Here is a 22,416-nt window from a genome sequence, read left to right as displayed (position 1 = left end):
CGCGTCATCGCGCCAGGAACCGGAATCAATCAGCTGCAGCAGACCAGCTCCATAGGTGCCTGGCTTGGAACCGAAGATGCGACGCGGGCGCTCCTGCTGGTCGGCCTTCGCATGGGCGCGCACGTAGTTGTCCTCGTCGGATTCATCAAGCTTGACGACGAGCTGAAACGCGTCATCCAAGAGGTCGATAACATGCGGAAACGCATCACGGAAGAAGCCGGAAATACGGACGGTCACGTCAATGCGCGGGCGGCCCAGCTCCTCTAGCGGAATCGGCTCAAGGCCGACAATACGGCGGGATGCGTCATCCCACACCGGATGCACACCGATCAGCGCGAGCACCTCGGCGATGTCATCGCCAGAAGTACGCATTGCGGAAGTGCCCCACACCGACAGACCAACCGACTTGGGATACTCGCCGTGGTCGGCGCGGTAGCGCTCAATCAGACCATCGGCGAGATTGACACCGGTTTCCCAAGCCAGGCGCGACGGCACTGCCTTGGGGTCAACCGAGTAGAAGTTGCGGGCAGTTGGCAGCACGTTGACCAGGCCGCGCAGTGGCGAGCCAGAGGGGCCAGCTGGAACGAATTCACCGTCGAGGGCGGAAAGAATGCGCGGGATTTCCTCGCTGGTAGCGGCCAAGCGCGGGAGAATTTCGTCGCGGGTGAACTGCAGCAGTTCGACGACCTGATCGAGGCCGTTTGCTCCCGCGATATTGGCAAATTCCTCGGAGCCGAGGACATCGGCCGCAATTTGCGCGACCGGCTGGTCGGGATTCTTCACCACGGCGGTTACCAGCGCTGTAGCCAGTGCATCGATGGAGTCCACAGTGTGGCGCTCATCGGTGCCGTCCTCGGCTAGGCCGAGAGCTTCACGCAGGCCCGGCAGGGTCTGTTTGCCGCCCCACAGCTGGCGGGCACGCAGCATGGTGGTCACAGTGCCAATCAGAGATTCATCTTCCGGTGCCTGGCTGAGTACATGGAGACCACCGCGGATGGCGACGTCCTTAATCTCGCAGAGCCAGCCGTCGACATGCATGAGCATGTCATCGAAGACCTCCTCGTCCGGACGCTCGTCCCAGCCGAGGTCGCGATCCATCTTCGCGGCGGTCAGCAGCGTCCAAATCTCCTGGCGGATAGCCGGCAGCTTGGCCGGGTCCATGGCGGAGATGTTCTGGTGCTCGTCGAGAAGCTGTTCCAGACGGGTGATGTCGCCGTAGGACTCGGCGCGGGCCATCGGCGGAATGAGGTGGTCAACCAGTGTGGCGTGAGCGCGGCGCTTGGCCTGTGTGCCCTCGCCCGGGTCGTTGACCAGGAAGGGGTAGATCATCGGCAGCTCGCCGATGGCAGCATCCGGGCCACAGGAGGCGGAAAGACCGACGGTTTTACCCGGCAGCCACTCCAGGTTGCCGTGCTTGCCCATGTGAACCACGGCATCGGCGCCGAAACCGCCCTGCGCCTGCGGCAGCGACAGGAAGCGGTAGCAGGCCAGGTAATGGTGCGTCGGCGGCAGATCCGGGTCGTGGTAGATACCCACCGGGTTGTCACCGAAACCACGCGGTGGCTGCACCATGACCACGACATTGCCGAAGGTCAGGCCCGCAATGTAGATGTCCTGGGTATCCGGGTGGACGTACAGGGTGCCCGGCGCGGCACCCCACTTGTCCTGCATGTCGGAGCGAAGTTCTTCCGGCAAGGTGGCGAAGAACGTCTCGTAGGTGGCGGCGGGCAGGCGGAGCTCGGCTGCCTCCATAACCTCTTCGGTCAGCCAGTCCGGGTCCTGGCCGCCGGCCTCAATGATGGCGTGCATGAACGCATCTGGTTCATCGGCGCCATCCTCGGCGGTGGCATATCCGGGGATTTTGGTGGTGTCACCGAGGTTGTATCCGGCGTCGGCAAGCGCGTGCAGCACCTTCAACGTGGATGCTGGCGTGTCCAGGCCGACGGCGTTGCCGATGCGGGCGTGCTTGGTCGGGTACGCAGAGAGCATGACGGCGACGCGCTTGTCGGCGTTGTCGATGTGGCGAAGCGCGGCGTAGCGGGTGGCGATGCCTGCGAGGCGGTCGCAGCGCTCGAGATCTGGGACGTAGGAGATGAGCTCGTCGGAGTCGATTTCCTTAAACGAAAAAGCGACTGAGATGATGCGACCGTCGAATTCGGGGACGGCGACCTGTGTTGCGACATCCAGTGGCGACAGTCCCTCATCGTTGTCTTCCCACGCTGCCTTGGAGGAAGTCAGGGCCAATCCTTGAATGATTGGGATGTTGAGGTCTGCGAGTGCCGCGACATCCCAGCCGTCATCGTCCTGACCGGCCTGCGCGAGTGCCGGGCGGTTGCCGCCAGCGGCAAGCACCGTCGTGATGAGCGCGTCGCAGGAGGCCATCTCTGCCAGCAACTCATCGCTGGCGGTGCGCAGGGACGCGGCGAAGATCGGCTTGGCGACGTAGCCACGAGCCTCGACTGCGTCAGCGAGTGCCTCAATGTAGTGCGTATTTCCCGCTAAGTGCTGGGCGCGGTAGTAGATAATGCCGACGGTGCCGCGGGAATCTTCCTTGGCCACCTTGGAGTTGCGCTCCAGGAAACCCCAGGCCGGCATGCGAGTGGGCTCTTCAAAGCCAAGACCGGTCAGAAGTAGTGTGTCCGACAGGAAATTGTGCAGCTGTGCGAGGTTCTTTGCGCCGCCTTCGGCCAGGTAGATGTGCGTTTGCGTGGCGACGTTTGCGGGAACTGTCGAGTACTCGGTGAGTTCGGCATCGGGCGCCTGCTCACCCGAGACGAGGACGGTGGGAATACCGGAGTTCACAAAGTAGTCGATGCCGGATTCCCAGGCGCGGCGGCCGCCGAGAAGACGGATGATGACGACATCTGCGCCGTCGGCAAGCTGAGGTAGATCATCGTCGAGCAAACGCGCCGGGTTTGCCCAACGGTAGGACACCTCCGGGTCGGCCTGAGTGGCCGCGCGGGCGGACAATAGGTCGGTATCGGAGGTCGATAGCAGCAGAATCACGGTGCAGTTATTCACTTCCTGGGGAGCAACGCGTCCCCGATCGGCGGGAGCCTGCCTTTTAGCCGATGACGAGGTCTGACTGTGACAGTGGCGCGACCGTGCGGATTTTCACCGAGCTTCTCGTCAGAGGCATGGCAGTGGATTTCTCCATCACTCTACTGCAGCGCCTGTTGCTAGAGTTCCAGCGACTGCTCTGCGGGCTGGTCCGGGAAGTGCGACCAGAGGAAGTCGGTGGCATTAGTCAGTTCCGCGAGCATCGGAACGACATGGTTCAGGCCAGTCTTCGGCAGCAGAGGCGAAGTCGTGTTTTCGACGTACTCCAGGTCGGTGAAGCCGAGATTCAGCCAGGCATCACGGAGCTTGCGGACCTGGTTGATAGGGATAATGTCATCGTGCTCACCCGAGTAGAGGTACACCGGGGCATTTGGCACGAAGTTGCCGACACGCTGGCGTGCGAGTTCCTTCTGCACCGGATCGTAGCGCTTAATCAGCTCGCTGAGGGATTCCCCGCTAGTCGTGTACTGGTCAGTGGTTTCAAACGCGTGATGGAAACCCAAGCCGCCCGCGCAGTAGTTGCCCACGTTGTCCAGCAGGTTCTTGCCCTCGGGACTGATTTCTTCTTCGAGGACGCGGCGCAGCTCCGGATCCTTGTCCAGGACAGAGTTGATTGCCAGTGCGATTGCGGCGGTCAGCGTGGTGCCGTCAATCTGGTCGAGGACGTTTGCGAGATCGGAAGGTGGGCCGCCGGCGGCAGATGCGGCGACGTTGAGCTCCGGAGCATAGACACCTGCGCGCTCAGCGGCTGCGGCAGCTGCGGAGCCGCCCTGGGAGTAGCCATAGATTCCCACGGGTGCCTTCTTGTCCACGCCGAGCTCGTGTGAGGCAGACACGGCATCAAACAGCGACTGTGCCGAGGCAATGTTGTCGACATAGTCCTGGTTGCCCTGGGCATTGCGGTGGTGGTCAATCATCACCACAGTTGCGCCTCGCTTCAGGTTTGCGACCATCGGAATCGTCTCGTATGGGGCAATAATGTCCATCGGGCCGAACTCGATCTTCAACCCGGTCTGTGACGAGACCGAAGGATCGCACTTTTCCGCGCCACCCTGCGTGCCTGGCGCGATTGCCACGACCGGGCGCGGACCACTGCCCTTCCACTCCGTCTTCGGAGTCACCACAATGGCGGTGTCGACACTGGGATTTCCGAGAGAATCTGTGGAGTTGTAGTGAATACGCTTGGCATCTACATTCCACAGCTTGTCGTTCACCATCATCTCGGCATTCTCGCTGCTGACCAGCGTGCCGGCATTTGCCGTGCGCGACGGGGTCAGCGGCAGAGAATTCAGCGGAGAGGCTGCGGTCACGCGTGCCTGTTCCGGGGTCAGCTGCCTGCCTGCACCCTCGCTGTCAGACTCCTCTTCGTCCTTCTCGATGCCAAGCAGCCTCTCCATATTCGGGTTCGGTACATGGCCGAAACCAGGCAATTCGCGGTTTGCACTTGACGACGACACCTTATCCGTCAGCCCACTATCCGATAGGCCTGGGATGTTTAGTGGCTGTGCGTTTGCAGGTGTAGTTAGGCCGATGGTCATAAGCCCCGCTAGTGCTACCCCGATTCCCGTTCGGATGGTGCGACGGTGTCGTCGTGAAGCAGTGCGCGTCTGTGCCGAGGCGCGGCCGATACCGACGATGCCGTGTGCCTCGTGCGTGAGTGCTTCAGTGTCGTGATGTGGCATGAAATCTCCTGAATAACCCCAGATTGAAAAACCAAAATTAAGACTTCCCTTAATTCAGAGGAAGTTAGGTGATAAAAACAATAAGGTTTTAGAAAGGTAAATCGGTGGATTTTAGTGAAGAATTTGTATGTTTTTCGCGGAGGGATATCAAAACTCCACTTCAGGATGGTTTTGTTGGGCTGAAAAGGGGCTGGATAATGTGCCCCTGTTTTCGGGGGCTCAGCTCTGTGCGTGTTTGCGTATTCTTGAGAGTATGACTGCATCTGATCAAGGAACCCGCACTCGTCAGGACGGTTGCCCCGGCACCCGCAAGGTTCATATCGCAGCTGATGGCGCGATTGGTCGTCTGCGCTTCCCCGGAGGCTTCCTTCCCGCGCCGGGCTTCGCCGTTCTCGCCGATTTGGCCGAGAATTTCGGCGACGGTGATATTCACTTCACTTCCCGCGGCAATGTTCAGATCCGCGGCATCACCAACACCGGCGCATTCGCCGATGCCGCAGAAGAAGAGAAGCTGGTTCCCTCCACCAGCCACGACCGCGTACGCAACGTTCTTCAGTCGCCGCTGTCCGGTCGCGTAGGCGGTAAAGCTGATGTGCGCGACCTGGTTCAAGAGTTCGACAAGGCTCTCATCGCGGAGCCGTCGCTGGCAACACTGCCAGGTCGCACGCTCATGGCTTTCGACGACGGCCGCGGTGACGTGCTCGGTGAGCGCCCTGACTTCGGCGTTGTCGCACACGATGAGAGCACGTTCGAACTCATCATTGGCGGCGCGACCTCGGGGATTGTCGTCTCGCGTGACGACGTCGTGGAGGCTCTCATCGCCACAGCGAAAGTGTGGAATGACAACCGTGGTTCAGCCTGGCGCATCGCTGAAGCCAATGCGGCCGAGCGCGTTGCTGATGCCGTAATCGAGGAATTGGGCGCGCGAGTCCGTCGCCAGCAGCCGACTCCGGCTGAGAACTTTGATGCCACCGCGGGGCTATCTCGCCAGATTGGTTGGATTGACCAGCCGGATGGACTGGTCAGCTTGGCTGCGGGCCTGCGTTTTGGTGTCCTTCCGGCGCGTCTGGCCCGTGCGATTTCGCATACGCAGGTTCCAGTTCACATCACGCCGTGGTACTCACTAATCCTCCACGATTTGGAGGAGGAAGTCGCCGAGCAGGTCGTCAAGGTACTGGCGCCGAATGGTCTGATCTTTGACCGGAAGTCCACATGGCTGCGCGTCAGCGCCTGCACCGGACGCCCCGGCTGCGAAAAGTCTCTGGCTGACACACGCGGCGATGCTTCTCACGCAATTGCCGATGGCCGACTGCCCGAGGGGCGCGTGCACTTTTCCGGTTGTGAGCGCCGTTGCGGTAAGCCCAAGGGGGGTTACTTCGATTACCTGGCCACTGGGGACGGAGAATACGAGGTAACCGCTGTGGACTAGTCTTAAAGCCTATGAAGCGCTTTGAGTACAACACCGATGGCGCGGACATTTACCGCAACTCATTTGCCATCATCCGCGAGGAAAGTGACCTTTCCCGCTTCGACGCCGATGAGGAAACTGTCGCCGTCCGAATGATTCACGCAGCAGGTCAGACAGACCTGGCTAAGGACATCGTCTTTTCCCCGGGAGCGGTGCGCGCAGCGCGTCAGGCTCTCGAAGATGGCGCTCCCATTTTCACCGATGTCAACATGATTGCCTCGGGGATTACCCGAAAGCGTCTACCCGCCGACAACGAGGTCATCTGCTTGCTGCGCGATGGGCGCGTCCCTGAGTTGGCCCAGGAACTCGGCACCACCCGTACTGCTGCTGCCGTGGAGCTGTGGAAGACGCGCCTGGAGGACGCGGTCGTCGCCATCGGCAACGCCCCCACAGCCTTGTTCCACCTGCTCAACCGCATCAATGAGGGGTCCTTTCCCATGCCCGCTGCCATTTTGGCTATGCCAGTCGGCTTCGTCGGCGCCGCAGAATCCAAGCGGGCCACGATTGACTCCGGTGCGGAAAACCCGGAGCTGAAGTACATCACCGTCACCGGCCGTCGCGGCGGCTCGGCTATCACCTGTGCTGCCCTCAATGCCATCGCCACCGCAAAGGAGATTCTCTAAACCATGTCCGGCTCCTACAGTGCTCAGCCTGGTCATCTCTACGGCGTCGGACTCGGCCCCGGCGACGCAGGTCTCATTACACTCCGCGGTGCCGACATCATCCGCACAGCTGATGTCATCGCCTACCATGCCGGAACTCACGGACGTTCCACGGCGCGTTCAATCGCCGCCGAACTGATTGACGCGCGTGACGACGCTGCCGTGGAAGAGCAATTGCAATACCCGGTGACCACCGGGCGCCCAGCCGACTACCGCGAGCAGCTCGCCGGTTTCTATGCAGAGGCCACTGCTCGCCTGCACAAGCACTTGGCCGAGGGACGAAGCGTTGCGGTACTTTCGCTCGGTGACCCGATGCTCTATAGCTCGTACCAGCATCTGCACCACGCTCTCAGCGAGGACTTCCCCACCGAGATCGTCCCCGGAGTGGCCAGCATTACTGCGGCGGCAGCAGAGATTGGCCAGCCGCTCGGCGAGGCTACCGAAATCGTCAGCGTTGTCCCGGCCACCGCAGATTCCGAGCGCATCGCTGCGGTTCTTGACGCCTCAGACTGTGTAGTCATTATGAAGCTGGGGAAAAACGTTGAGAAGGTTCGTACAGCGTTGCAAGCCGCTGGAATGCTCGAGCGCGCCTACGTTGTCGAGCGAGCCACCATGAATGAGCACACCAGCTACCCGCTGGCCGATGCAGACCCGGAAAAGGTTCCGTACTTTGCAGTAGCCATCGTGCCTTCCGCCGTCTACGGCACTGAACGGAGCGTTTCTGGAGCATCAGAGTTAGCTGACGATGCGGCGACCGGTGCAGCCACCGTTACAGCAACTGAGTCGGCTACCCCAGCGGTCGGTGAAGTCGTCGTTGTCGGCCTGGGCCCAGGTGCTGAACACTGGACCACCCCAGAAGTCACCGAGGAACTGGCCCGGGCCACGGATCTGGTGGGCTACTCCACCTACATCAACCGAGTCCCCGAGCGCGCCGGGCAGCGCCGCCACCTCTCTGACAACCGCGTAGAGGCAGAGCGAGCCACTATGGCGTTGGATATTGCCAAGCGCGGAGGTCGTGTTGCGGTGGTCAGCTCCGGTGACCCGGGAGTCTTCGCCATGGCGGCCGCAGTGCTGGAAGTCGCTGACGACGATATGTTGCGAAACATTCCAGTTCGAGTCGTGCCGGGTATGACTGCGGCTCAGGCTGTCGCAAGTCGAGTGGGCGCTCCCCTTGGACATGACTTTGCGATGCTCAGTCTCTCCGACAGGTTGAAGCCCTGGGAAGTCGTCGTTAAGCGAGTGCGTGCAGTAGCCGGAGCAGACATGGCGTTTGCTGTCTACAACCCGGCGTCCAAGTCGCGGAGGTGGCAGGTTCGCGAGCTGCGCGCACTGGCCATGGAATACCGCGAGCCGACAACGCCGGTGATTGTGGCGCGGGCAGTCGGCTCCGAGCAGGAAAACGTCACCGTGACCACGTTGGCGGAGTTCGATCCGGATGTCGTCGATATGCGAACCATGGTGATTATCGGTTCGTCGTCGACGAAGGCGTATCGTGCCGGCAAGACCACTCGGGTCTACACCGCACGTCACTACGGTGAGGGCGGCACCAGCGGAACTGGCGAGTTGCTGCCCTAGCCGCTACGCCCGGCGGATGACGGCGTTGTACGCCTCATCCACCGTTGTGGCGACGGTGGCGATATCCGCGCCGGGCAGCTGCGGGCGCTGCACGATAACGACCGGCTTCTTCAGGTCGCGAGCTGCCTCAATCTTGGCGTAAGTAGCAGCACCACCGGAGTTCTTGGTCACCACGCAGTCCACGGCGTAATCCCGCATGAGCTTGCGCTCCGCTGCGACGTCGTAAGGCCCGCGGCTGAGAATAATCTTCCGATTCTTCGGCAGCGGCGGCGCGGGCTGTTCCACACAGCGAATGAGGTAACGGCCGTTGGAGTCACCGGCAAATGGAGCAAGCTGCTGACGGCCAATAGTGAGAAACGGGCTGTAGAAACGGTCGGCAACAACGTCCGCGGCCTCCTGCATGGAAGACACCTCAATCCAGTTGTCGCCTGGCTGCTTCTCCCACGCAGGGCGATGCAGCGCCACGAGCGGAATACCGGTGGCTCGGGCAGCTTCAGCAGCAGATTCGCTGATCTTTTCTGCATACGGATGCGTGGCATCGATGATGACTTCAGTGGCATCGGAGATTAGCCACCGAGTCAGACCCGCGGGACCGCCAAAACCGCCGATACGGACATTGCCGACGGGCAGCTTGGGATTTGAAACGCGACCGGCCAGTGAAGAGGTGACAAACCAGCCCTCACCCACTAGGCGCTTGGCCAGGGCGCGGGCTTCAGCAGTTCCACCCAGAATTAGTGCACGCATGGAATGGTCCGTCCGTGTTCATCGCGTGGGCGATCATCGCTGTAGAGGTAGCTATCCGGGAACGCCTCGGCGGTGAGCACCTTGCCGACAATGATGACAGCCGTACGAGTCACACCTGCATCCTTGACCTGCTGCGCGATATCAGACAGCGTGCCGCGGAGAATAACCTGTTCCGGGCGGGAAGCAAAGGCTACTACTGCGACCGGACCGTGCTCACCATAATGCGGGGTGAGCTCCTCAACCACACGGTCGATATCGTGGGCGGCCAAGTGAATGCATAGAGTCGCGCCCGTGCGGCCGAAGTTCTCCAGAGTTTCGCCCTCTGGCATCTTGGAAGCGCGCCCGGAGATACGAGTTAGCACTACTGACTGACCAACAGTTGGCACCGTGAGCTCGTGGCCAAGAGCGGCCGCAGCCGCGGAAAATGCCGGCACACCCGGAACGATTTCGTAGTCAATGCCGAGCTCGCTGAGACGGCGAACCTGCTCTGCCAGCGCCGACCACACCGACGGGTCGCCGGACTGCAGGCGTGCGACATCCTTGCCCGCCGCATGTGCCGCCTGAATGGTCTCGATGATGGTATCCAGCGGCATTCGCGCGGTATTGATAATCTCTGCGCCTTCGGGGCAGTTTTCCAGCACCTCAGGCGGGACAATCGATCCCGCGTAAAGACACACTGGGCAGGAGCGAATAAGCCGGTCCGCACGCAGTGTCAGCAAATCCGCTGCCCCCGGGCCTGCACCGATGAAATACACAGTCATTGTGAGTTACAGAGTCCTCAATATTTTCTAGACAGAGAAATTACGTCTATGGTAGCGCAGGCGCTACTGGCTTCACCGCCACCCACTGCACCACCGGCAACGCCGGCCGCCACGCAGTGAAACTGCCGACTGCACCTGCGCGCTCCACGGAAAGCCTGGTGACATCCCCGCCATAGTCGCGACGTGCCTGCCACAGCAAAGCCTCCGACTCCAGCGTTACGGTATTTGCGACGATGGTGCCTCCTGGAGCAAGGTGTTGCCAACAGGTTTCAATCATGCCGTCAGCAGTGAGACCTCCGCCGATGAAAATGGCATCGGGGCGAAGATTCGAGTCAGCCAACACCGCTGGTGCCGCTCCGTGGTGGACGGTCACATTGCCAGACAGAGTCGCCACATTCTTAGCAATTCGCTCTGCACGAACATCATCACGCTCGAAAATTTCCGCACGTCCGCCGTGCCGAGCCCACTCAATGCCAATCGATCCCGTGCCACCGCCGACATCCCACAGCAGTGCCCCCGGCCGCGGATCTAACGCGGCGACGGTCATTTGGCGAATCGGCGCCTTCGTCAGCTGGCCGTCCGAATCAAAGTCACCGTCGCGCAGCCAGCCGCGCGCGCTTCCCGACGGCTCCACCGCCAGCACTGTGAGGTTGCCAGCTGGAACCGGTGGGTTCGCCACCGTGCCTGCGGCAACGGACTCGGGCAGCCCTGTAGCTTCCGTGCCGCCGAGATTGGTCAGCGCGGTGAGCTTGGTGTCTGGGCGGTCGGCTAAAACCGTAGCGACCTCCTTCACTGAGTCCGCGTTTCGGCACAGCACCAGGAAGGGCCGTAGTGCATCCGCTGCCGGTACCACACGCGCGGCTCCAGGTATTCCCGGCTCCCCTGTCACCAGCGAAATCACCGGAGTGTCATGCACGGGCCAGCCGAGGTAGGCGCAGGCTAATGAGGCCGACGATGGCGCTGGAATAACCTTCACGGCGCCACGGCCGAGCTCCCGGACCAGGGACGCGCCGACACCGTGGAACATCGGATCCCCACTGGCGAGGATGACATCGACTGCGGGGTCAACATCTGCCAGGGTGGCCTGCCAGTCCTTCCAGAAGCCACCTGGCCAAGGAGAGAGTTCGGCGTCCAGGTTGACGTCGGCAAGCAAATGGAGCTGACGGGGAGAGCCAATGATGCGGCGAGCCGACGACAACGCCTCGACAGCGCGCGTGGATAGACCAACGTACCCGTCGCAGCCGATGCCGACGACGCGAAGCTTTGGGCTCATCGGGGCATCTTCCGCCAAATCCAGCGCGGAGTCAGATGTGTGGCGCGTGCGAGCAATGCCAATTTACGCGGCACCCAGACGTGGGGCTTCCGACCGTCGAAAGCGGTGACGGCAGCTTCAGCAACTTCGGCTGGGCGCGATGACATCGGTGCCGGCTTCATGCCTTCGGTCATGCGGCCGATGACGAAGCCCGGGCGGACAATCGTCAGCTGAATATGACTGCCGTGCAGGCGGTCCTGCATGCCCTGGAGGAAACCGTCGAGGCCGGCCTTCGCCGAACCGTAGACGTAGTTGGCGCGGCGCACGCGGGCACCTGCGATAGAGGAAAAGGCCATGATGCGGCCCGCGACCTTGTCGCGCACAGGCAGTTTGCCGGCGGCGATGTCGGACTCTATGCGCGCGACAATCTCTGTGAGAATCGACGCCTGTGCCGTGAAGTCGGTATGAATGACTGACGCAGCAGCCTCGCCGGACTCCTCACACTTCCGTTGATCACCGAGGATGCCGAACGCGACAATCACCGTGTCGATGGGACCGTGCTGCCAGGCGTGCTCAACGAACTGGCGGTGCGCGGCGATGTCATCTGCATCAAAGTGGATGCGGTGCACCGCGACGGCACCGGCATCGATGAGTCGGCCAGCAATGCCGTCGAGCGCCTCAGTGCGGCGCGCAGCGAGCGTGAAGGTGTTGTGATTGGCCAACCGCGCGGCAACTTCCCCGCCGATTTCGCTGGTGGCACCAAGTACGAGTACGTGTCCCATGCGCTAGAAAATACCTTTCCCCTAAACTTCGGTTAGACGGTAATCAAATCGTGCGGACCGTTATTGACCGATTCGCCGCCATCTTCGGTGACAATGATGATGTCCTCCAGCCGCATACCGAACTCACCTGGTAGGTACACGCCCGGCTCCACCGAAAATGCCATGCCAGGCTCGAGCTTGAGCTCATTGCCAGCCATAATGAACGGCTCTTCATGCGTGGACAGGCCAATGCCATGACCAGTGCGGTGGATAAAGTACTCGCCGTAGCCCGCAGCAGTTAGGCTATTGCGCGCAATCGCATCGATTTCCGCAGCCGTCACGCCAGGGCGCACCGCCGCCACGGCAGCTTCCTGCGCCTTGCGCAGAGCCGCCCACGCTGCAGCTTCCTTCTCCCCCGGCTTGCCGACGACATAGGTGCGCGTGCAATCGGAGTGGTAGCCAAGCGGCAAGGTGCCTCCGATATCGACGACCACCACGTCGCCTTCCTCGATGACGCGGTCGGAGAAATCGTGGTGCGGATTCGCGCCATTTTCAGCGGAGCCGACAATGACGAAGTCAATGGCGACGTGCCCCTCCTCCAGGATGGCAGCCGAAATCTCGTCGGCGACCTCGCGCTCAGTGCGACCTGCGCGCAACATGCCCGGCACGCGAGCGTGAACGCGGTCAATAGCGGCGCCGGCTTCGCGCAGCTGATCAATCTCAGCGGCGTCCTTGCGCATAAACAGTTCCTTCAGAAGGTCTCCGGCCAACACAGTCTTGGCTCCGGTGAGATCCTGAATGGGAATCAAGTGGTCAGCGGTCAACGAAGCGCCCACTGCGAGGGTGCCCACGTGGCCCACCAAGTCGGCGACAATGCGGTGCGGATTCTCTCCGTCTTCCCACAACACCACATCGGCGTTGAGATCACCGATTGCGCACAGCGGCAGATCCCCGCGCTCAACAGCGGGCAGTACCAGCGTGGTTGTGCCGACTGCGGTGACCACCAGCGCGGTGAGACGCTCATGCGAAGTGACCGCAGAACCAATGAGATACTGCAGGTCAGCGCCGGTTCCAAAGACTGCAGCGTCCGCATCGCGGCTGCGGAGTAGCTCCGCCGTGCGATCCAGACGCTGCTGATAGATGTCAAAGCTAAAGATACCGTTGCTCATAGTTGCCAACTGTACCCGTCGGCCTTGAATAAGACAGAGGCGCGGAACTAGACGCTGGTGTCGGGTAGACGGCGTGGGACGACCTTGCCACCGTCATTACGAGGCAACGATTTCATCCACACAATCTCGTCAGGTACATTGTGCTCCGCGAGATTCTGGCGAACGTGTTCGCGAATCATATCGTCGGACAGGTTAGCACCAGCAACGCTGTCTTCACGTACAACGTAGGCTCTAAGAGTCGCGACGATGTCATCCTGACTACCGTGGACAAACACATCGTCGATTCCATCGACGGTTCCGAGGAATTCCTCAACTTCACGAGGGTAGACATTTTCGCCTCCCTTGATCAGCATGTCGTCTGCGCGACCGGCTAGCTGAAGCATGCCGTTTTGATCAATGAGGCCCTTATCCCCTGTTCCGAGCAGTCCATTAATGACATCATATTTGTCACGTGCCGCCAGTAACCCGATCATGGTCATAGAGTTTGCTGCGTAGACGTTACCTAGCTCTCCTGGATTGGCCTCAGTGCCATCTTCACGGAAAATGCGGAGCTCGACGCCAGATGGAATATGCCCAGTGGTGTGCGGGTCAGCGGCGAATTCCGGACCAGTTGCAATGGCGATTTGGCCATGCTCAGTGGAGCCATAGAAATTGCACACAACAGGCCCAAATCGCTTGTTGAGCTCACGAACCAAATATGGCGGCATGGCGTTACCCGAAGAAACGATGAACTCAAATGGGCCAATCTTTGTTTCTGCTCGGTCCGCGGCAGTGACTAGATCCTTCAGGAAGACTGCAGCTGAGACAATTCCGGTTACTCCATACTGAAGGCAGTCCGCAGCAGCCTGATCTGCATCAAAATTTCGACGCAAAATGAGTGTCGCCCCAGTGGCCAAGCCAATCTGAAGGTTGAGCCAGCCCCACGCATGGAAGACCGAAGCGGTCAGTTGAACTACCATGTTCTTCTTCCACGGGATTGCCTTTACAATACCGCCGAGCACCTTCGGCGTGCGTGGAACCGGGAGGCGAACGCCTTTGGGGATTCCGTAAGTTCCAGACGACATGATGATCGTTTCTTGCTGCCGCGGCTTTCGAGGAAGCTTGGAGCTATCGGTTGGGCCGGAAACGAGGGAAAGAAACTCATCATGGTCACCACCGACAGTGAGTGATTTGATTGGAAATTCTGCGTCTTGGTTGTACTCGGCGTCTACGACCAAAATATCCGCGCCATAGTCAGACATAATCGCGCTAACCTGCTTCGACGATGAGGCAGGATTCATAATCATCGGGCGGGCCCCGAGGTAGCTGCAGGCCAACAACGGCAGCACGATGGCACGGGAGTTTCGCGCAAGTATTGCGATGGTGGATCCTTCGGTAATCCCCTTTTCCATTAGGCGTACCGCGAGTGTTCTAGCCTGGGTTCGAAGCTCGCTATATGTAAGTTCGCCGAAATCATCCACAATGGCAAGTCGGTCAGGCCAATTAAGGCAGTCGTTTTCGACGAGAGCTGCCATGGAAATGCCCCATTGGGACATATTCTTCAGTGCTTTAGGACCATCATTTCTGAGGATGCCGGCACGCTTGAGAGGGCCGAGAGCAGTAGCAAACTGCTTAACCTGGGTCCAAGACGACACATGAGTTGCGCGTTGAGTGCGAGGTGTCATTTTTCCCTAAAAGTAGTGAGTTGAAGATAAAAGCCCTGGGCCATAAGGCGCAGGGCTCAGAGGCAAGGACTAGATGCGGGCGACGATTGCGTCGGCGATAATCTCTTTGCCTTCACCATTGAGATGAACCGGAAGGTTGTAGTCCTGAGTGCGGTTGTCGACTGCGCCTGCGATGATTCGCTTATCATCCGGTGCACACTCATGGCGATCCGTGGTCATCGAGCGGACATCAACAAACTCGGCGTTATGGCGGTCAGCGGCCTGCTGTGCGTACTTAGAGGTTTCAATCTCGCCCTGCTCAATCCAGAATGCGGGAACCCCGGCGTCGACGTTTTGTCCAGCAACGTTCACATGGATGAGGCACTGCTTGGAATCACCGGGATGCGAAATGGTTGGGTAATTGACAAACGCGATACGGGCATTCGGCGCATGTGCGCGAATTTTATTTACTGCGGCATCGGAAGCATCCTTCCACCAGCCCTCACGCACGGAAGGAAGATTGACTGCGTTGTTGTAGGTGTCGTTGAAACCAATCTGAATTGCGATGAATGCAGTCTGCGGGGTCAGTGCTCCATCGCGAATAGCGCCTTCGATTTGTCGATCGAGATTGTTTGCATTCGGCGTGTAGAGGACGGCTCCTGCGCAGGAGTAGTCATCTAGCTGGCGGCCAGTCTTTTTACCGATCTTGGCCGGAATTCCATCAGGGTCATGCGCGCAACCATTCTTCTGCTGAACCTCTGGGAGCCCAGGAATCTGCTCTGGAGCCTTGGCAATCCAGTAGTCCTCAACGGTCGGATTGGCGAAATACGAATCGCCGAAGGTAACAACGTTTCCAGCGGGTGCAGCGTTTGCGATTGGGGCAATGCCGAAGCTCAGTGCCGCGATTCCTACAGCGGACAGAGTCTTATGAAGCTTGCGCATTCGGGGCCTTCCTGAGAAATGAAGTCAGATATGAAAAATATAATCTGCAGTTTCGTTAGTCACTGCGAGATAAGAATAGTGCCGTAACTATTCTGCTTTTAGTAATTTATCATGTTCACCTCAGGAACCAGATGTTCAGGAGAAGAGATGTGTCCGAGATAACTAATTATTCAGCGCCACTACTCCCCTGCGAATTGCCTGAATAGCCTCGGCGGACTTGTCACGAATGTCCGTGGAGTAGCCGGTCTTCTTAATCTGCTGCAACAGATCAATGACCTGACGGCACCAGCGGACAAAGTCACCCGGGGTTAGCTCCGCGCCGCTTTCGGCCGCTGCCTGTAGGCAGTACCCCAGCGGTGCGCCCGCAGTCCACTGATGAATCGCCGTAGCAAAAGCCATATCCGGCAAGTCCGTTACCGGCAGCCGGTAGCGGCGCTCGTCCTCCGACAACTCTTCCCAGATGCGGTATGTATTCCCCAGAGCCTTGGCCAGCGGCTCGGTCGGCACTTCATCGCTGCCCTGGCTGGCCTTGCGGTTTTCAAAGACCAAGCTCGACACCGCACCGGCCAGCTCCGCGGGGTCCAGGTCATCCCAGATGCCACGGCGCAGACACGTGGCCACCAGCAAATCCGAGCCGTTGTGAATCTGCGCCAGCCGCAGGCCTTCCTCCGTAATCGTCGGCTCCGCGCCCTCCAGCCATTCCACGTAGTCCATCTGTGTTAGCAACTGCAGCATGCGGTCGAATGTGCGTGCCAATGTATCCGAGGCGGAATCGACGCGCTTTTGCAGCTTGGCGACATGCGCCTCGGCCTGTCGCAGCGTATCGGCGTGACGAGCCATCGTCTCCACCGCAGGGTCCCCATGCAGCGGGTGCTCGCGCAGCTCCTGGCGCAACTTCCTCACTGCCGGCGAGTTGCCACCAGTGCGACGCTTCAGCCTCTTTGGTCCCTTTAGCCCCTTGCGGCCAATCTCTGCTCGCACAATTCCGAGCGCACGTCGCGGATGCCGATCCGCATCCCGCGGCAGCTTAATCGAGCCGACCGTCTGCGGCGCCGCTGGGAAGATATGCGGCTCCACACGCCCCACGAACCCGCCGACACTGATGACACCGGGACGCGGATTCGACTTCGAATGGTCCTCTCGGTACACCACCGCCAACTGAACCTTCTTACCTTTCGGCAGCGGAATAACCTCGCCTCGACGGAGCCTACGCAGCGCGGTCACCGTTTCTGTGTGGCGGTCTTCAATATTGCGGCGCTTGGCGTTCTTCTCCTCCTGGGTCAGCTTCGCGCGCAGATCCAGGTATTCGAGCATCTGGGTTAGGCGCTCGTCGTCACGCGAACTGCCTTCCCTGCTTGACGACGACGCTTCAGCCTCCGCCCCTTCAGCGTGTGCGTCGGCTCCCCTGCCGAGCAATTCCGCACGCAGGGCCGCGGCTTCCTGCTTGGCCTTGGAGAGTTCGGCAGCAACTCCGACGATGTCGCCATCCGCCTGGAACTGTGCGAATGAGCGCTCCATGACGCGCTTCGACCCCTCGTAACCGAGTGTCTGCAGGAGGTTGACGCTCATGTTGTAGCTCGGTGCGAAGGTGGAAATCAGCGGATATGTGCGTGTGGATGCCAGCCCTGCGACAGCCTTCGGGTCCATTGCCGGAGCCCACTGCACCACGGCATTGCCGACGGTGTCGATACCGCGGCGACCAGCGCGACCTGTCATCTGCGTGTACTGCCCCGGGGTGAGGTCCACGTGTGCTTCGCCGTTGAACTTGACCAGCTTCTCCAGCACAACCGTGCGGGCAGGCATGTTGATGCCCAGTGCGAGCGTCTCGGTGGCGAAGACGACCTTGACCAGGCCTTCGTTAAAGAGCTCTTCCACAATGTGCCGGAACGCCGGCAGCATGCCCGCGTGGTGTGCGGCAAAACCGCGGATGAGAATGCGGCGCCAGCGCAGGAAGCCGAGAACCTGCAGGTCTTCCTTCGGAATGTGAGCCACACCGTCATCGATAATTTTGGCGATGCGCTCTTGCTCGTCCCGGTCAGTGAGTTCTGCGCGCGTAGCACCGACTTGTGCCAGCGCTCCTTCACAGCCCGCGCGGGAGAAGATGAAAACAATCGCGGGCAGCATGTTCATGGCGCCGAGCATGCGAATGACATCGCCACGTTTCGGTGGGCGGAACTTACGCTGCCCCTTATCGCCCCAGCTATACGAGCGTCCACCGCCCTTGTGCTTTTTGTACTGGTAGCGCTCCCTGGCCCCAGCGTCGCCGTAGCCGAACTCGGCACGACGGCACGCCTCCAACAGGTCCTGATTGACCTTGTCCGACTTCGCCTCGAAAAGCGGATAGAGCCGGTTTCCCACCAGCATGTGCTGATGCAGCGGAACCGGGCGCAGATCCGTGACAATGACGTCCGTATGCCCGCGCACCGTGGAAAGCCAGCGGCCGAACTCCTCGGAGTTGGACACCGTCGCGGACAAACCGATGACGGCCACGGACTGGTCGAGGTTCAAAATAACCTCTTCCCACACAGCGCCGCGCTCGCGGTCAGCGAGGTAGTGAATCTCATCCATCACTACATGCGTGAGCTTCTTCAACGTCGGCGAGTTCGCGTAAATCATATTGCGCAGCACCTCGGTAGTCATCACCACGATGTCTGCGTCACCATTAATCGAAGTGTCACCAGTGAGCAGACCCACGCGGTCCTCGCCGTAGTCCTCGACTAGATCGTGGTACTTCTGGTTGCTCAACGCCTTGATGGGCGTGGTGTAAAAGCACTTGCCACCACGCTCGAGAGCTGCATAAATAGCGAATTCGCCAACAATGGTCTTGCCCGCACCGGTGGGGGCACAGACGACAACGCCCCGCCCTGCCTCAATTGATTGGCAGGCGCGGAGCTGAAAGTCGTCAAGATCGAAATCCTGTTGGCTGACGAAATCGCCGAGAAGAGTCATGCCTCTAGAGTGTCATAAACCGCGCTAGAGAACATCATCAAAGTCGCTCGTCGGACGATTTCGCAAGTCCTGCGTCGGCATCGGCGTCTCCGGAATCATGCCCTGTGGCCGTGGTGGACGAGAATTGCGAGTCGGGCGCACCTGGGATGCCCGCGTCGGCGTCGGCGCGGGCACAGGCGTCGGGCCAGAAATCGGGGAGGTCGTCGGGGCCGCTGATGCCGTCGGCATGCCGCCCGGCTGAATCGACGTCGGCGCACTTACTGAAGTCGGGGCGTCGATGCCGCCCACGTCACCGATACCGCCGGCGGAGCCAATCGGACCGGAAGCCGTAATCGGTCCGGAGCCTTGCTCGTCATCCACATCCAACCACTCCGGTCGCTCTTCTGCTTTCCGACGGTCATGAATGCGACAAATCTGAATTGCGATTTCCACCAGCAACGTCAGTGCAGTCGCCATCGCGACCATAGATATTGGTTCCTGCCCCGGAGTCATGAAGGCTGCAAAGATGAACAGCGACATAATGATGATGCTGCGCTTGTCCTTGATACTCTCGTAGGTAACGACACCGGCCATGTTCAACATGACCAGGAAAAGCGGAACCTCAAAGCTCACGCCAAAGCAGACGATGAGCGCCAAGAGGAAACCGAAGTATTGCGAACCGGTGAGTGCAGAAATTTGCGTCTCTTCACCAATCTGGAGCAAGAACTCCAGACCGATGGCGACAACGAAGTACGCCAGGACGGAACCCATGACAAACAGCAGCGCGGCGGCAGTCACAACCCTGCGCGTGGTGCGGCGTTCTCTGCGCACCAAGCCGGGAGTGATGTAGGCCCAAATCTGGTAGAGCCACCATGGCGACGACATCACCAGACCGGCCAGCGCACCGACCTTCAGGCGCAACATGAACATTTCAAACGGACTGGTCGCCAGCAGACGACACTCCGCGCCTTCACCACCGCCGAGACGCATCTCGGGTGGAAGCTGACAGTACGGATCCTTGAGCAACTCGCCCAAGGACTTAAAGTGCAGAGGACCGATATTTGTTGAGGTAAACGGTATGCGGAATTGGCCAATGGTAAAGGCGGTCTGATACCAGATAAAGCCCACAACAGTGCCGACGGCAATACCAGCGAGGGCGAGAACGAGGCGACGCCGGAGCTCTTGAATGTGCTCGACAATAGTCATCACGCCCTCGGGATTGCGCTTATGCTGGCGCTTCCGAGGACGTGATGTGGATGTAGCTGAAGTCACGCTTCAACCGGCCTTCTACTACTGCTGCGGCTGGCCAGGGTTGTTCTGGCCAGGCTGTGGCTGGTACGGCTGCTGGTACTGCTGCTGCGGCTGGGCCTGAGGTGCCGGCTGCTGGTACTGCTGCTGCGGCTGGTACGGCTGCTGTGGCTGAGCCTGTGGAGCCTGCTGGATTGCAGCCTGCTCCTGCTGCTCGTCATCGTTGCGCATTTCCTTGACTTCGGACTTAAAAATACGCATGGAGCGGCCGAGCGAACGTGCGGCATCTGGCAACTTCTTTGCACCAAAGAGCAAGACAAGAACGACCAGGATAATGATGATTTCCCAGGGACCTAGGTTCGGCATCCGCTTAGAGACCTTTCGAATGAATTTAAATACAAGTGGCAAATTGCCACATCGTGCGCGATTGAAGCTTTGATTTAAGCCTTGTCGTTTCGACCATACTCTGCCAAAGCTTCGCGGGCTTGCGCAACAACGGCGTTTTTCAATTTTAGGGGCTCAGTGACCGTTACGCTCGGTGAACGGCGGAGAACAAAGGAGACAGTTGCGGCCAAGTCTGACATGGGCACGTCAGCGGAAAATTCCGACGGCCCTAAGCCCTGGTCAAAGACATCTTCGGCATCTTCTTGGCCTTCTTCATTCTCGGTAAAAAAGACCGGTTCATAGTCTGCGATCCAGGTGGCGTCGGCGTCGATAAGCACACTCGCCCATTCGGACGTTCCCGTTTCCGCACCAAAGGCGTGGGGATCACGGATGTCGACCGGCTCGGCGCGGTGGAAACCGGCTGGAGTGTCGAGGGCCTCGGCGGCCTCCAGGCGGTCGACGCGGAAGCTCTTCTGACGGCTGTCTTCCTGGGCACGGTCGACAGCGCGGAGATACGTCGTGGATTCAACTGTATAAACGTTGACACAGTCAAGCTCACGGACTGTAACCTGCCCCGAGGCATTCCGGTAGCGCACCTTCAACACCTTGCGCTGATGCAGCGCGGAGTAAATCTGCTCAGAAAAGGAAAAGGATTTGCCATCCTCCGCGGCGGTCGAGTCAATGATGGGGACGTTTGTTCCCAGCGCACTGCGGAGCTTTGTCGCGGCCGTCTGCGCGGCCTCGGAGGAAGTGGTGGCTGCGGAGTCCTCGATGGTTTCCAGGACGAGCAGCAAGGTCGCGGTCTCTTCGGCTGTGAGCGCACGCGGCTGGCTGAGCACCGTTGCCTGAGGGCGAATGCGGACGTCAAAGCTGTTGCGGTAATCAACTTCAAAAGCCCGCACTCCGAGGAGTCCCGGCTGGTCAATATCGGCAATCTGCTCCACGATTGCCCGAATTCGGGCGAAAGGGATGGCTAGCTCGGTAGCGGCCTCTGTCATTGAACGGTGCTGCGAAAAATACGGTACGACTGCCAACAACTCGTCGACGCTGACATTCGCGTCAAGCTCCCGGGCTGCATGCACTGTCATTAGTTGCCCTCCAGAGTGTTCTTCGTACCATTCGATCCGCCATGGCGAGCGAGTACCTGCTCCAACCGAGCAATAATTTCCGACCGCGCCTTCGCCGGTGATTCAACAATCAAATCCGGTGCGTAACTCAATCCTGTGGACACAATCTCGCTCACAGGTGCCGCCGGCAACTCGTAGCGCCCCTCCCCCAGGGCCGTCGCTTTCATCACCACATCGGCGCAGGTATTCGGCGCAATACGAACAACCGCCTGATAGGTCTTCCCACCGCGGTGCAACATGTCTTCCGCAATCTGTTGCAAGTCGCCATCGGGCATTGGCTGGGTCGCCGACGTCCCCGTATCCGACACATCGCGGATACGGCTGAGCCGGAACATACGCGCCGCCTCACGCTGCGGATCAAAGCCCAACAAATAAAAGCGCCCGCGCAGATTAATCAGACCCCACGGCTCCAGAATGCGCAGTTCATCATCCACGCCGTACTGGCGGGAGTACCACATCTCCACTGTTCGCCGTGGCGAAGTCATCGCGGTCAGCAGCGTGCTGAAATCCACTCGACTCATATCCACCGCATCGGCCACCACTACCGACTCCTCCGGCTTTGCGATAGCACTACGCTGCGTAAAGGACGCGAGCTTCCGCCACGCCGCCACAGCCGTCGAGCTCAGCTCCTCCGAACCAAACGCCGCATTCGCCGCCTGGAAAACCACTGAAGCCTCGGTTTCAGTGAACTCGGGGTCGTGCTGGGGCCACCGTAGTCTGTTCAGGCGCAGACGTTTGACCTTATCGCCCGCGCTTGACGACGAAACCTCCACCGGGACCCCGGCTGCCAGGAGTGCCGCGGTGTCCGCACGTAAATAACGAGCCCGGGAATCCTCGGAAACACGGGAGTAACCCTCGACATGTTTGGAGATCCACGACTCGCTGACCCACCCAGTGTCGTCGGCAAGCGCCAACAGCAGCTGAACCTGACGTTGGTTCTCACTGATCGCAGCGGATCCGGGGTTTTCCGATACCGGCGAGACAGACACGACTGTGGGGCTCCTTTTCCT

17 protein-coding genes are annotated in these 22,416 nt (G+C 60.0%); 3 read left to right on the top strand and 14 right to left on the bottom strand.

Translation table 11 applies throughout. The features are described from left to right. Nucleotides 1–3,006, bottom strand: a 3,006-nt coding sequence (gene cobN, locus CORAM0001_RS06310) for a cobaltochelatase subunit CobN (protein ID WP_040361394.1), incomplete at its 3' end; no start/stop codon positions are given. 173 nt (nucleotides 3,007–3,179) lie between these two features. Then, nucleotides 3,180–4,742 (bottom strand): lipase family protein, encoded by a 1,563-nt coding sequence (locus CORAM0001_RS06305; RefSeq protein ID WP_005510772.1) that lies wholly within the window; start codon nucleotides 4,740–4,742, stop codon nucleotides 3,180–3,182. 253 nt (nucleotides 4,743–4,995) lie between these two features. On the opposite strand from CORAM0001_RS06305, the gene cobG reads away from it, so the two are divergent. The 3 genes from cobG to cobJ are packed head-to-tail and all read left to right on the top strand — an operon-like array spanning nucleotide 4,996 to nucleotide 8,447. Continuing rightward, entirely contained in the window at nucleotides 4,996–6,171 is a 1,176-nt protein-coding gene (gene cobG, locus CORAM0001_RS06300) for a precorrin-3B synthase (protein WP_040361387.1), read from the top strand. Between the two features lie 11 nt (nucleotides 6,172–6,182). After that, nucleotides 6,183–6,833 (top strand): precorrin-8X methylmutase, encoded by a 651-nt coding sequence (locus CORAM0001_RS06295; protein WP_005510725.1) that lies wholly within the window; start codon nucleotides 6,183–6,185, stop codon nucleotides 6,831–6,833. Nucleotides 6,834–6,836: 3 nt separating this feature from the next. Then, nucleotides 6,837–8,447, top strand: coding sequence for a precorrin-3B C(17)-methyltransferase (gene cobJ, locus CORAM0001_RS06290; protein WP_005510744.1), 1,611 nt, complete (start codon nucleotides 6,837–6,839; stop codon nucleotides 8,445–8,447). 3 nt (nucleotides 8,448–8,450) lie between these two features. On the opposite strand, the gene CORAM0001_RS06285 is transcribed toward cobJ, so the two are convergent. From CORAM0001_RS06285 to CORAM0001_RS06230, 12 genes are all read right to left on the bottom strand, one after another. Next, a complete protein-coding gene (locus CORAM0001_RS06285; protein ID WP_005510737.1) occupies nucleotides 8,451–9,191 on the bottom strand; it encodes a cobalt-precorrin-6A reductase in 741 nt (246 codons plus the stop codon). Further along, on the bottom strand, nucleotides 9,179–9,952 hold the full coding sequence (gene cobM, locus CORAM0001_RS06280; protein WP_005510735.1) for a precorrin-4 C(11)-methyltransferase: 774 nt from the start codon (nucleotides 9,950–9,952) through the stop codon (nucleotides 9,179–9,181). The genes CORAM0001_RS06285 and cobM overlap by 13 nt, the downstream gene beginning before the upstream one ends. Before the next feature lie 46 nt (nucleotides 9,953–9,998). Beyond that, nucleotides 9,999–11,225 carry a precorrin-6Y C5,15-methyltransferase (decarboxylating) subunit CbiT gene (gene cbiT / locus CORAM0001_RS06275; protein ID WP_005510835.1) on the bottom strand — a complete coding sequence of 409 codons (1,227 nt, stop codon included), beginning with the start codon at nucleotides 11,223–11,225 and terminating at the stop codon, nucleotides 9,999–10,001. Further along, nucleotides 11,222–11,986 carry an SDR family NAD(P)-dependent oxidoreductase gene (locus CORAM0001_RS06270; protein ID WP_005510792.1) on the bottom strand — a complete coding sequence of 255 codons (765 nt, stop codon included), beginning with the start codon at nucleotides 11,984–11,986 and terminating at the stop codon, nucleotides 11,222–11,224. Before CORAM0001_RS06270 ends, cbiT begins: the two co-directional genes overlap by 4 nt. Before the next feature lie 32 nt (nucleotides 11,987–12,018). Then, nucleotides 12,019–13,134, bottom strand: a complete 1,116-nt coding sequence (locus CORAM0001_RS06265; protein ID WP_040361384.1) for a M24 family metallopeptidase — start codon at nucleotides 13,132–13,134, stop codon at nucleotides 12,019–12,021. Nucleotides 13,135–13,181: 47 nt separating this feature from the next. Further along, nucleotides 13,182–14,798, bottom strand: coding sequence for an AMP-binding protein (locus CORAM0001_RS06260; RefSeq protein WP_005510755.1), 1,617 nt, complete (start codon nucleotides 14,796–14,798; stop codon nucleotides 13,182–13,184). A gap of 69 nt (nucleotides 14,799–14,867) precedes the next feature. Continuing rightward, on the bottom strand, nucleotides 14,868–15,719 hold the full coding sequence (locus tag CORAM0001_RS06255; RefSeq protein ID WP_005510760.1) for a GDSL-type esterase/lipase family protein: 852 nt from the start codon (nucleotides 15,717–15,719) through the stop codon (nucleotides 14,868–14,870). Nucleotides 15,720–15,881: 162 nt separating this feature from the next. After that, nucleotides 15,882–18,668: a DEAD/DEAH box helicase gene (locus tag CORAM0001_RS06250; protein WP_005510749.1), complete on the bottom strand. Its 2,787-nt coding sequence runs from the start codon at nucleotides 18,666–18,668 to the stop codon at nucleotides 15,882–15,884. A gap of 24 nt (nucleotides 18,669–18,692) precedes the next feature. Next, nucleotides 18,693–19,919, bottom strand: coding sequence for a twin-arginine translocase subunit TatC (gene tatC, locus CORAM0001_RS06245; protein ID WP_005510762.1), 1,227 nt, complete (start codon nucleotides 19,917–19,919; stop codon nucleotides 18,693–18,695). Between the two features lie 18 nt (nucleotides 19,920–19,937). Further along, a complete protein-coding gene (gene tatA, locus CORAM0001_RS06240; protein WP_005510726.1) occupies nucleotides 19,938–20,261 on the bottom strand; it encodes a Sec-independent protein translocase subunit TatA in 324 nt (107 codons plus the stop codon). 74 nt (nucleotides 20,262–20,335) lie between these two features. Beyond that, complete coding sequence (locus CORAM0001_RS06235; RefSeq protein ID WP_005510767.1) at nucleotides 20,336–21,367, bottom strand: helix-turn-helix transcriptional regulator; 1,032 nt, start codon at nucleotides 21,365–21,367, stop codon at nucleotides 20,336–20,338. Further along, nucleotides 21,367–22,395 carry a helix-turn-helix transcriptional regulator gene (locus CORAM0001_RS06230; protein ID WP_005510832.1) on the bottom strand — a complete coding sequence of 343 codons (1,029 nt, stop codon included), beginning with the start codon at nucleotides 22,393–22,395 and terminating at the stop codon, nucleotides 21,367–21,369. Before CORAM0001_RS06230 ends, CORAM0001_RS06235 begins: the two co-directional genes overlap by 1 nt. Nucleotides 22,396–22,416 lie beyond the last annotated feature (21 nt).

It is taken from the genome of Corynebacterium amycolatum SK46 (assembly GCF_000173655.1).
Lineage (GTDB): Bacteria > Actinomycetota > Actinomycetes > Mycobacteriales > Mycobacteriaceae > Corynebacterium > Corynebacterium amycolatum_A.
Note: the sequence above shows the minus strand (reverse complement) of the source record. Positions and strands in the feature narration are given on the sequence as shown.

Excerpts from the sequence above, each read along its gene's own strand:
- CORAM0001_RS06305 (WP_005510772.1), bottom strand. The coding sequence starts at position 4,742 with ATGCCACATCACGACACTGAAGCACTCACGCACGAGGCACACGGCATC.
- cobG (WP_040361387.1), top strand. The coding sequence starts at position 4,996 with ATGACTGCATCTGATCAAGGAACCCGCACTCGTCAGGACGGTTGCCCC.
- CORAM0001_RS06295 (WP_005510725.1), top strand. The coding sequence starts at position 6,183 with ATGAAGCGCTTTGAGTACAACACCGATGGCGCGGACATTTACCGCAAC.
- cobJ (WP_005510744.1), top strand. The coding sequence starts at position 6,837 with ATGTCCGGCTCCTACAGTGCTCAGCCTGGTCATCTCTACGGCGTCGGA.
- CORAM0001_RS06285 (WP_005510737.1), bottom strand. The coding sequence starts at position 9,191 with ATGCGTGCACTAATTCTGGGTGGAACTGCTGAAGCCCGCGCCCTGGCC.
- cobM (WP_005510735.1), bottom strand. The coding sequence starts at position 9,952 with ATGACTGTGTATTTCATCGGTGCAGGCCCGGGGGCAGCGGATTTGCTG.
- cbiT (WP_005510835.1), bottom strand. The coding sequence starts at position 11,225 with ATGAGCCCAAAGCTTCGCGTCGTCGGCATCGGCTGCGACGGGTACGTT.
- CORAM0001_RS06270 (WP_005510792.1), bottom strand. The coding sequence starts at position 11,986 with ATGGGACACGTACTCGTACTTGGTGCCACCAGCGAAATCGGCGGGGAA.
- CORAM0001_RS06265 (WP_040361384.1), bottom strand. The coding sequence starts at position 13,134 with ATGAGCAACGGTATCTTTAGCTTTGACATCTATCAGCAGCGTCTGGAT.
- CORAM0001_RS06260 (WP_005510755.1), bottom strand. The coding sequence starts at position 14,798 with ATGACACCTCGCACTCAACGCGCAACTCATGTGTCGTCTTGGACCCAG.
- CORAM0001_RS06255 (WP_005510760.1), bottom strand. The coding sequence starts at position 15,719 with ATGCGCAAGCTTCATAAGACTCTGTCCGCTGTAGGAATCGCGGCACTG.
- CORAM0001_RS06250 (WP_005510749.1), bottom strand. The coding sequence starts at position 18,668 with ATGACTCTTCTCGGCGATTTCGTCAGCCAACAGGATTTCGATCTTGAC.
- tatA (WP_005510726.1), bottom strand. The coding sequence starts at position 20,261 with ATGCCGAACCTAGGTCCCTGGGAAATCATCATTATCCTGGTCGTTCTT.
- CORAM0001_RS06235 (WP_005510767.1), bottom strand. The coding sequence starts at position 21,367 with ATGACAGTGCATGCAGCCCGGGAGCTTGACGCGAATGTCAGCGTCGAC.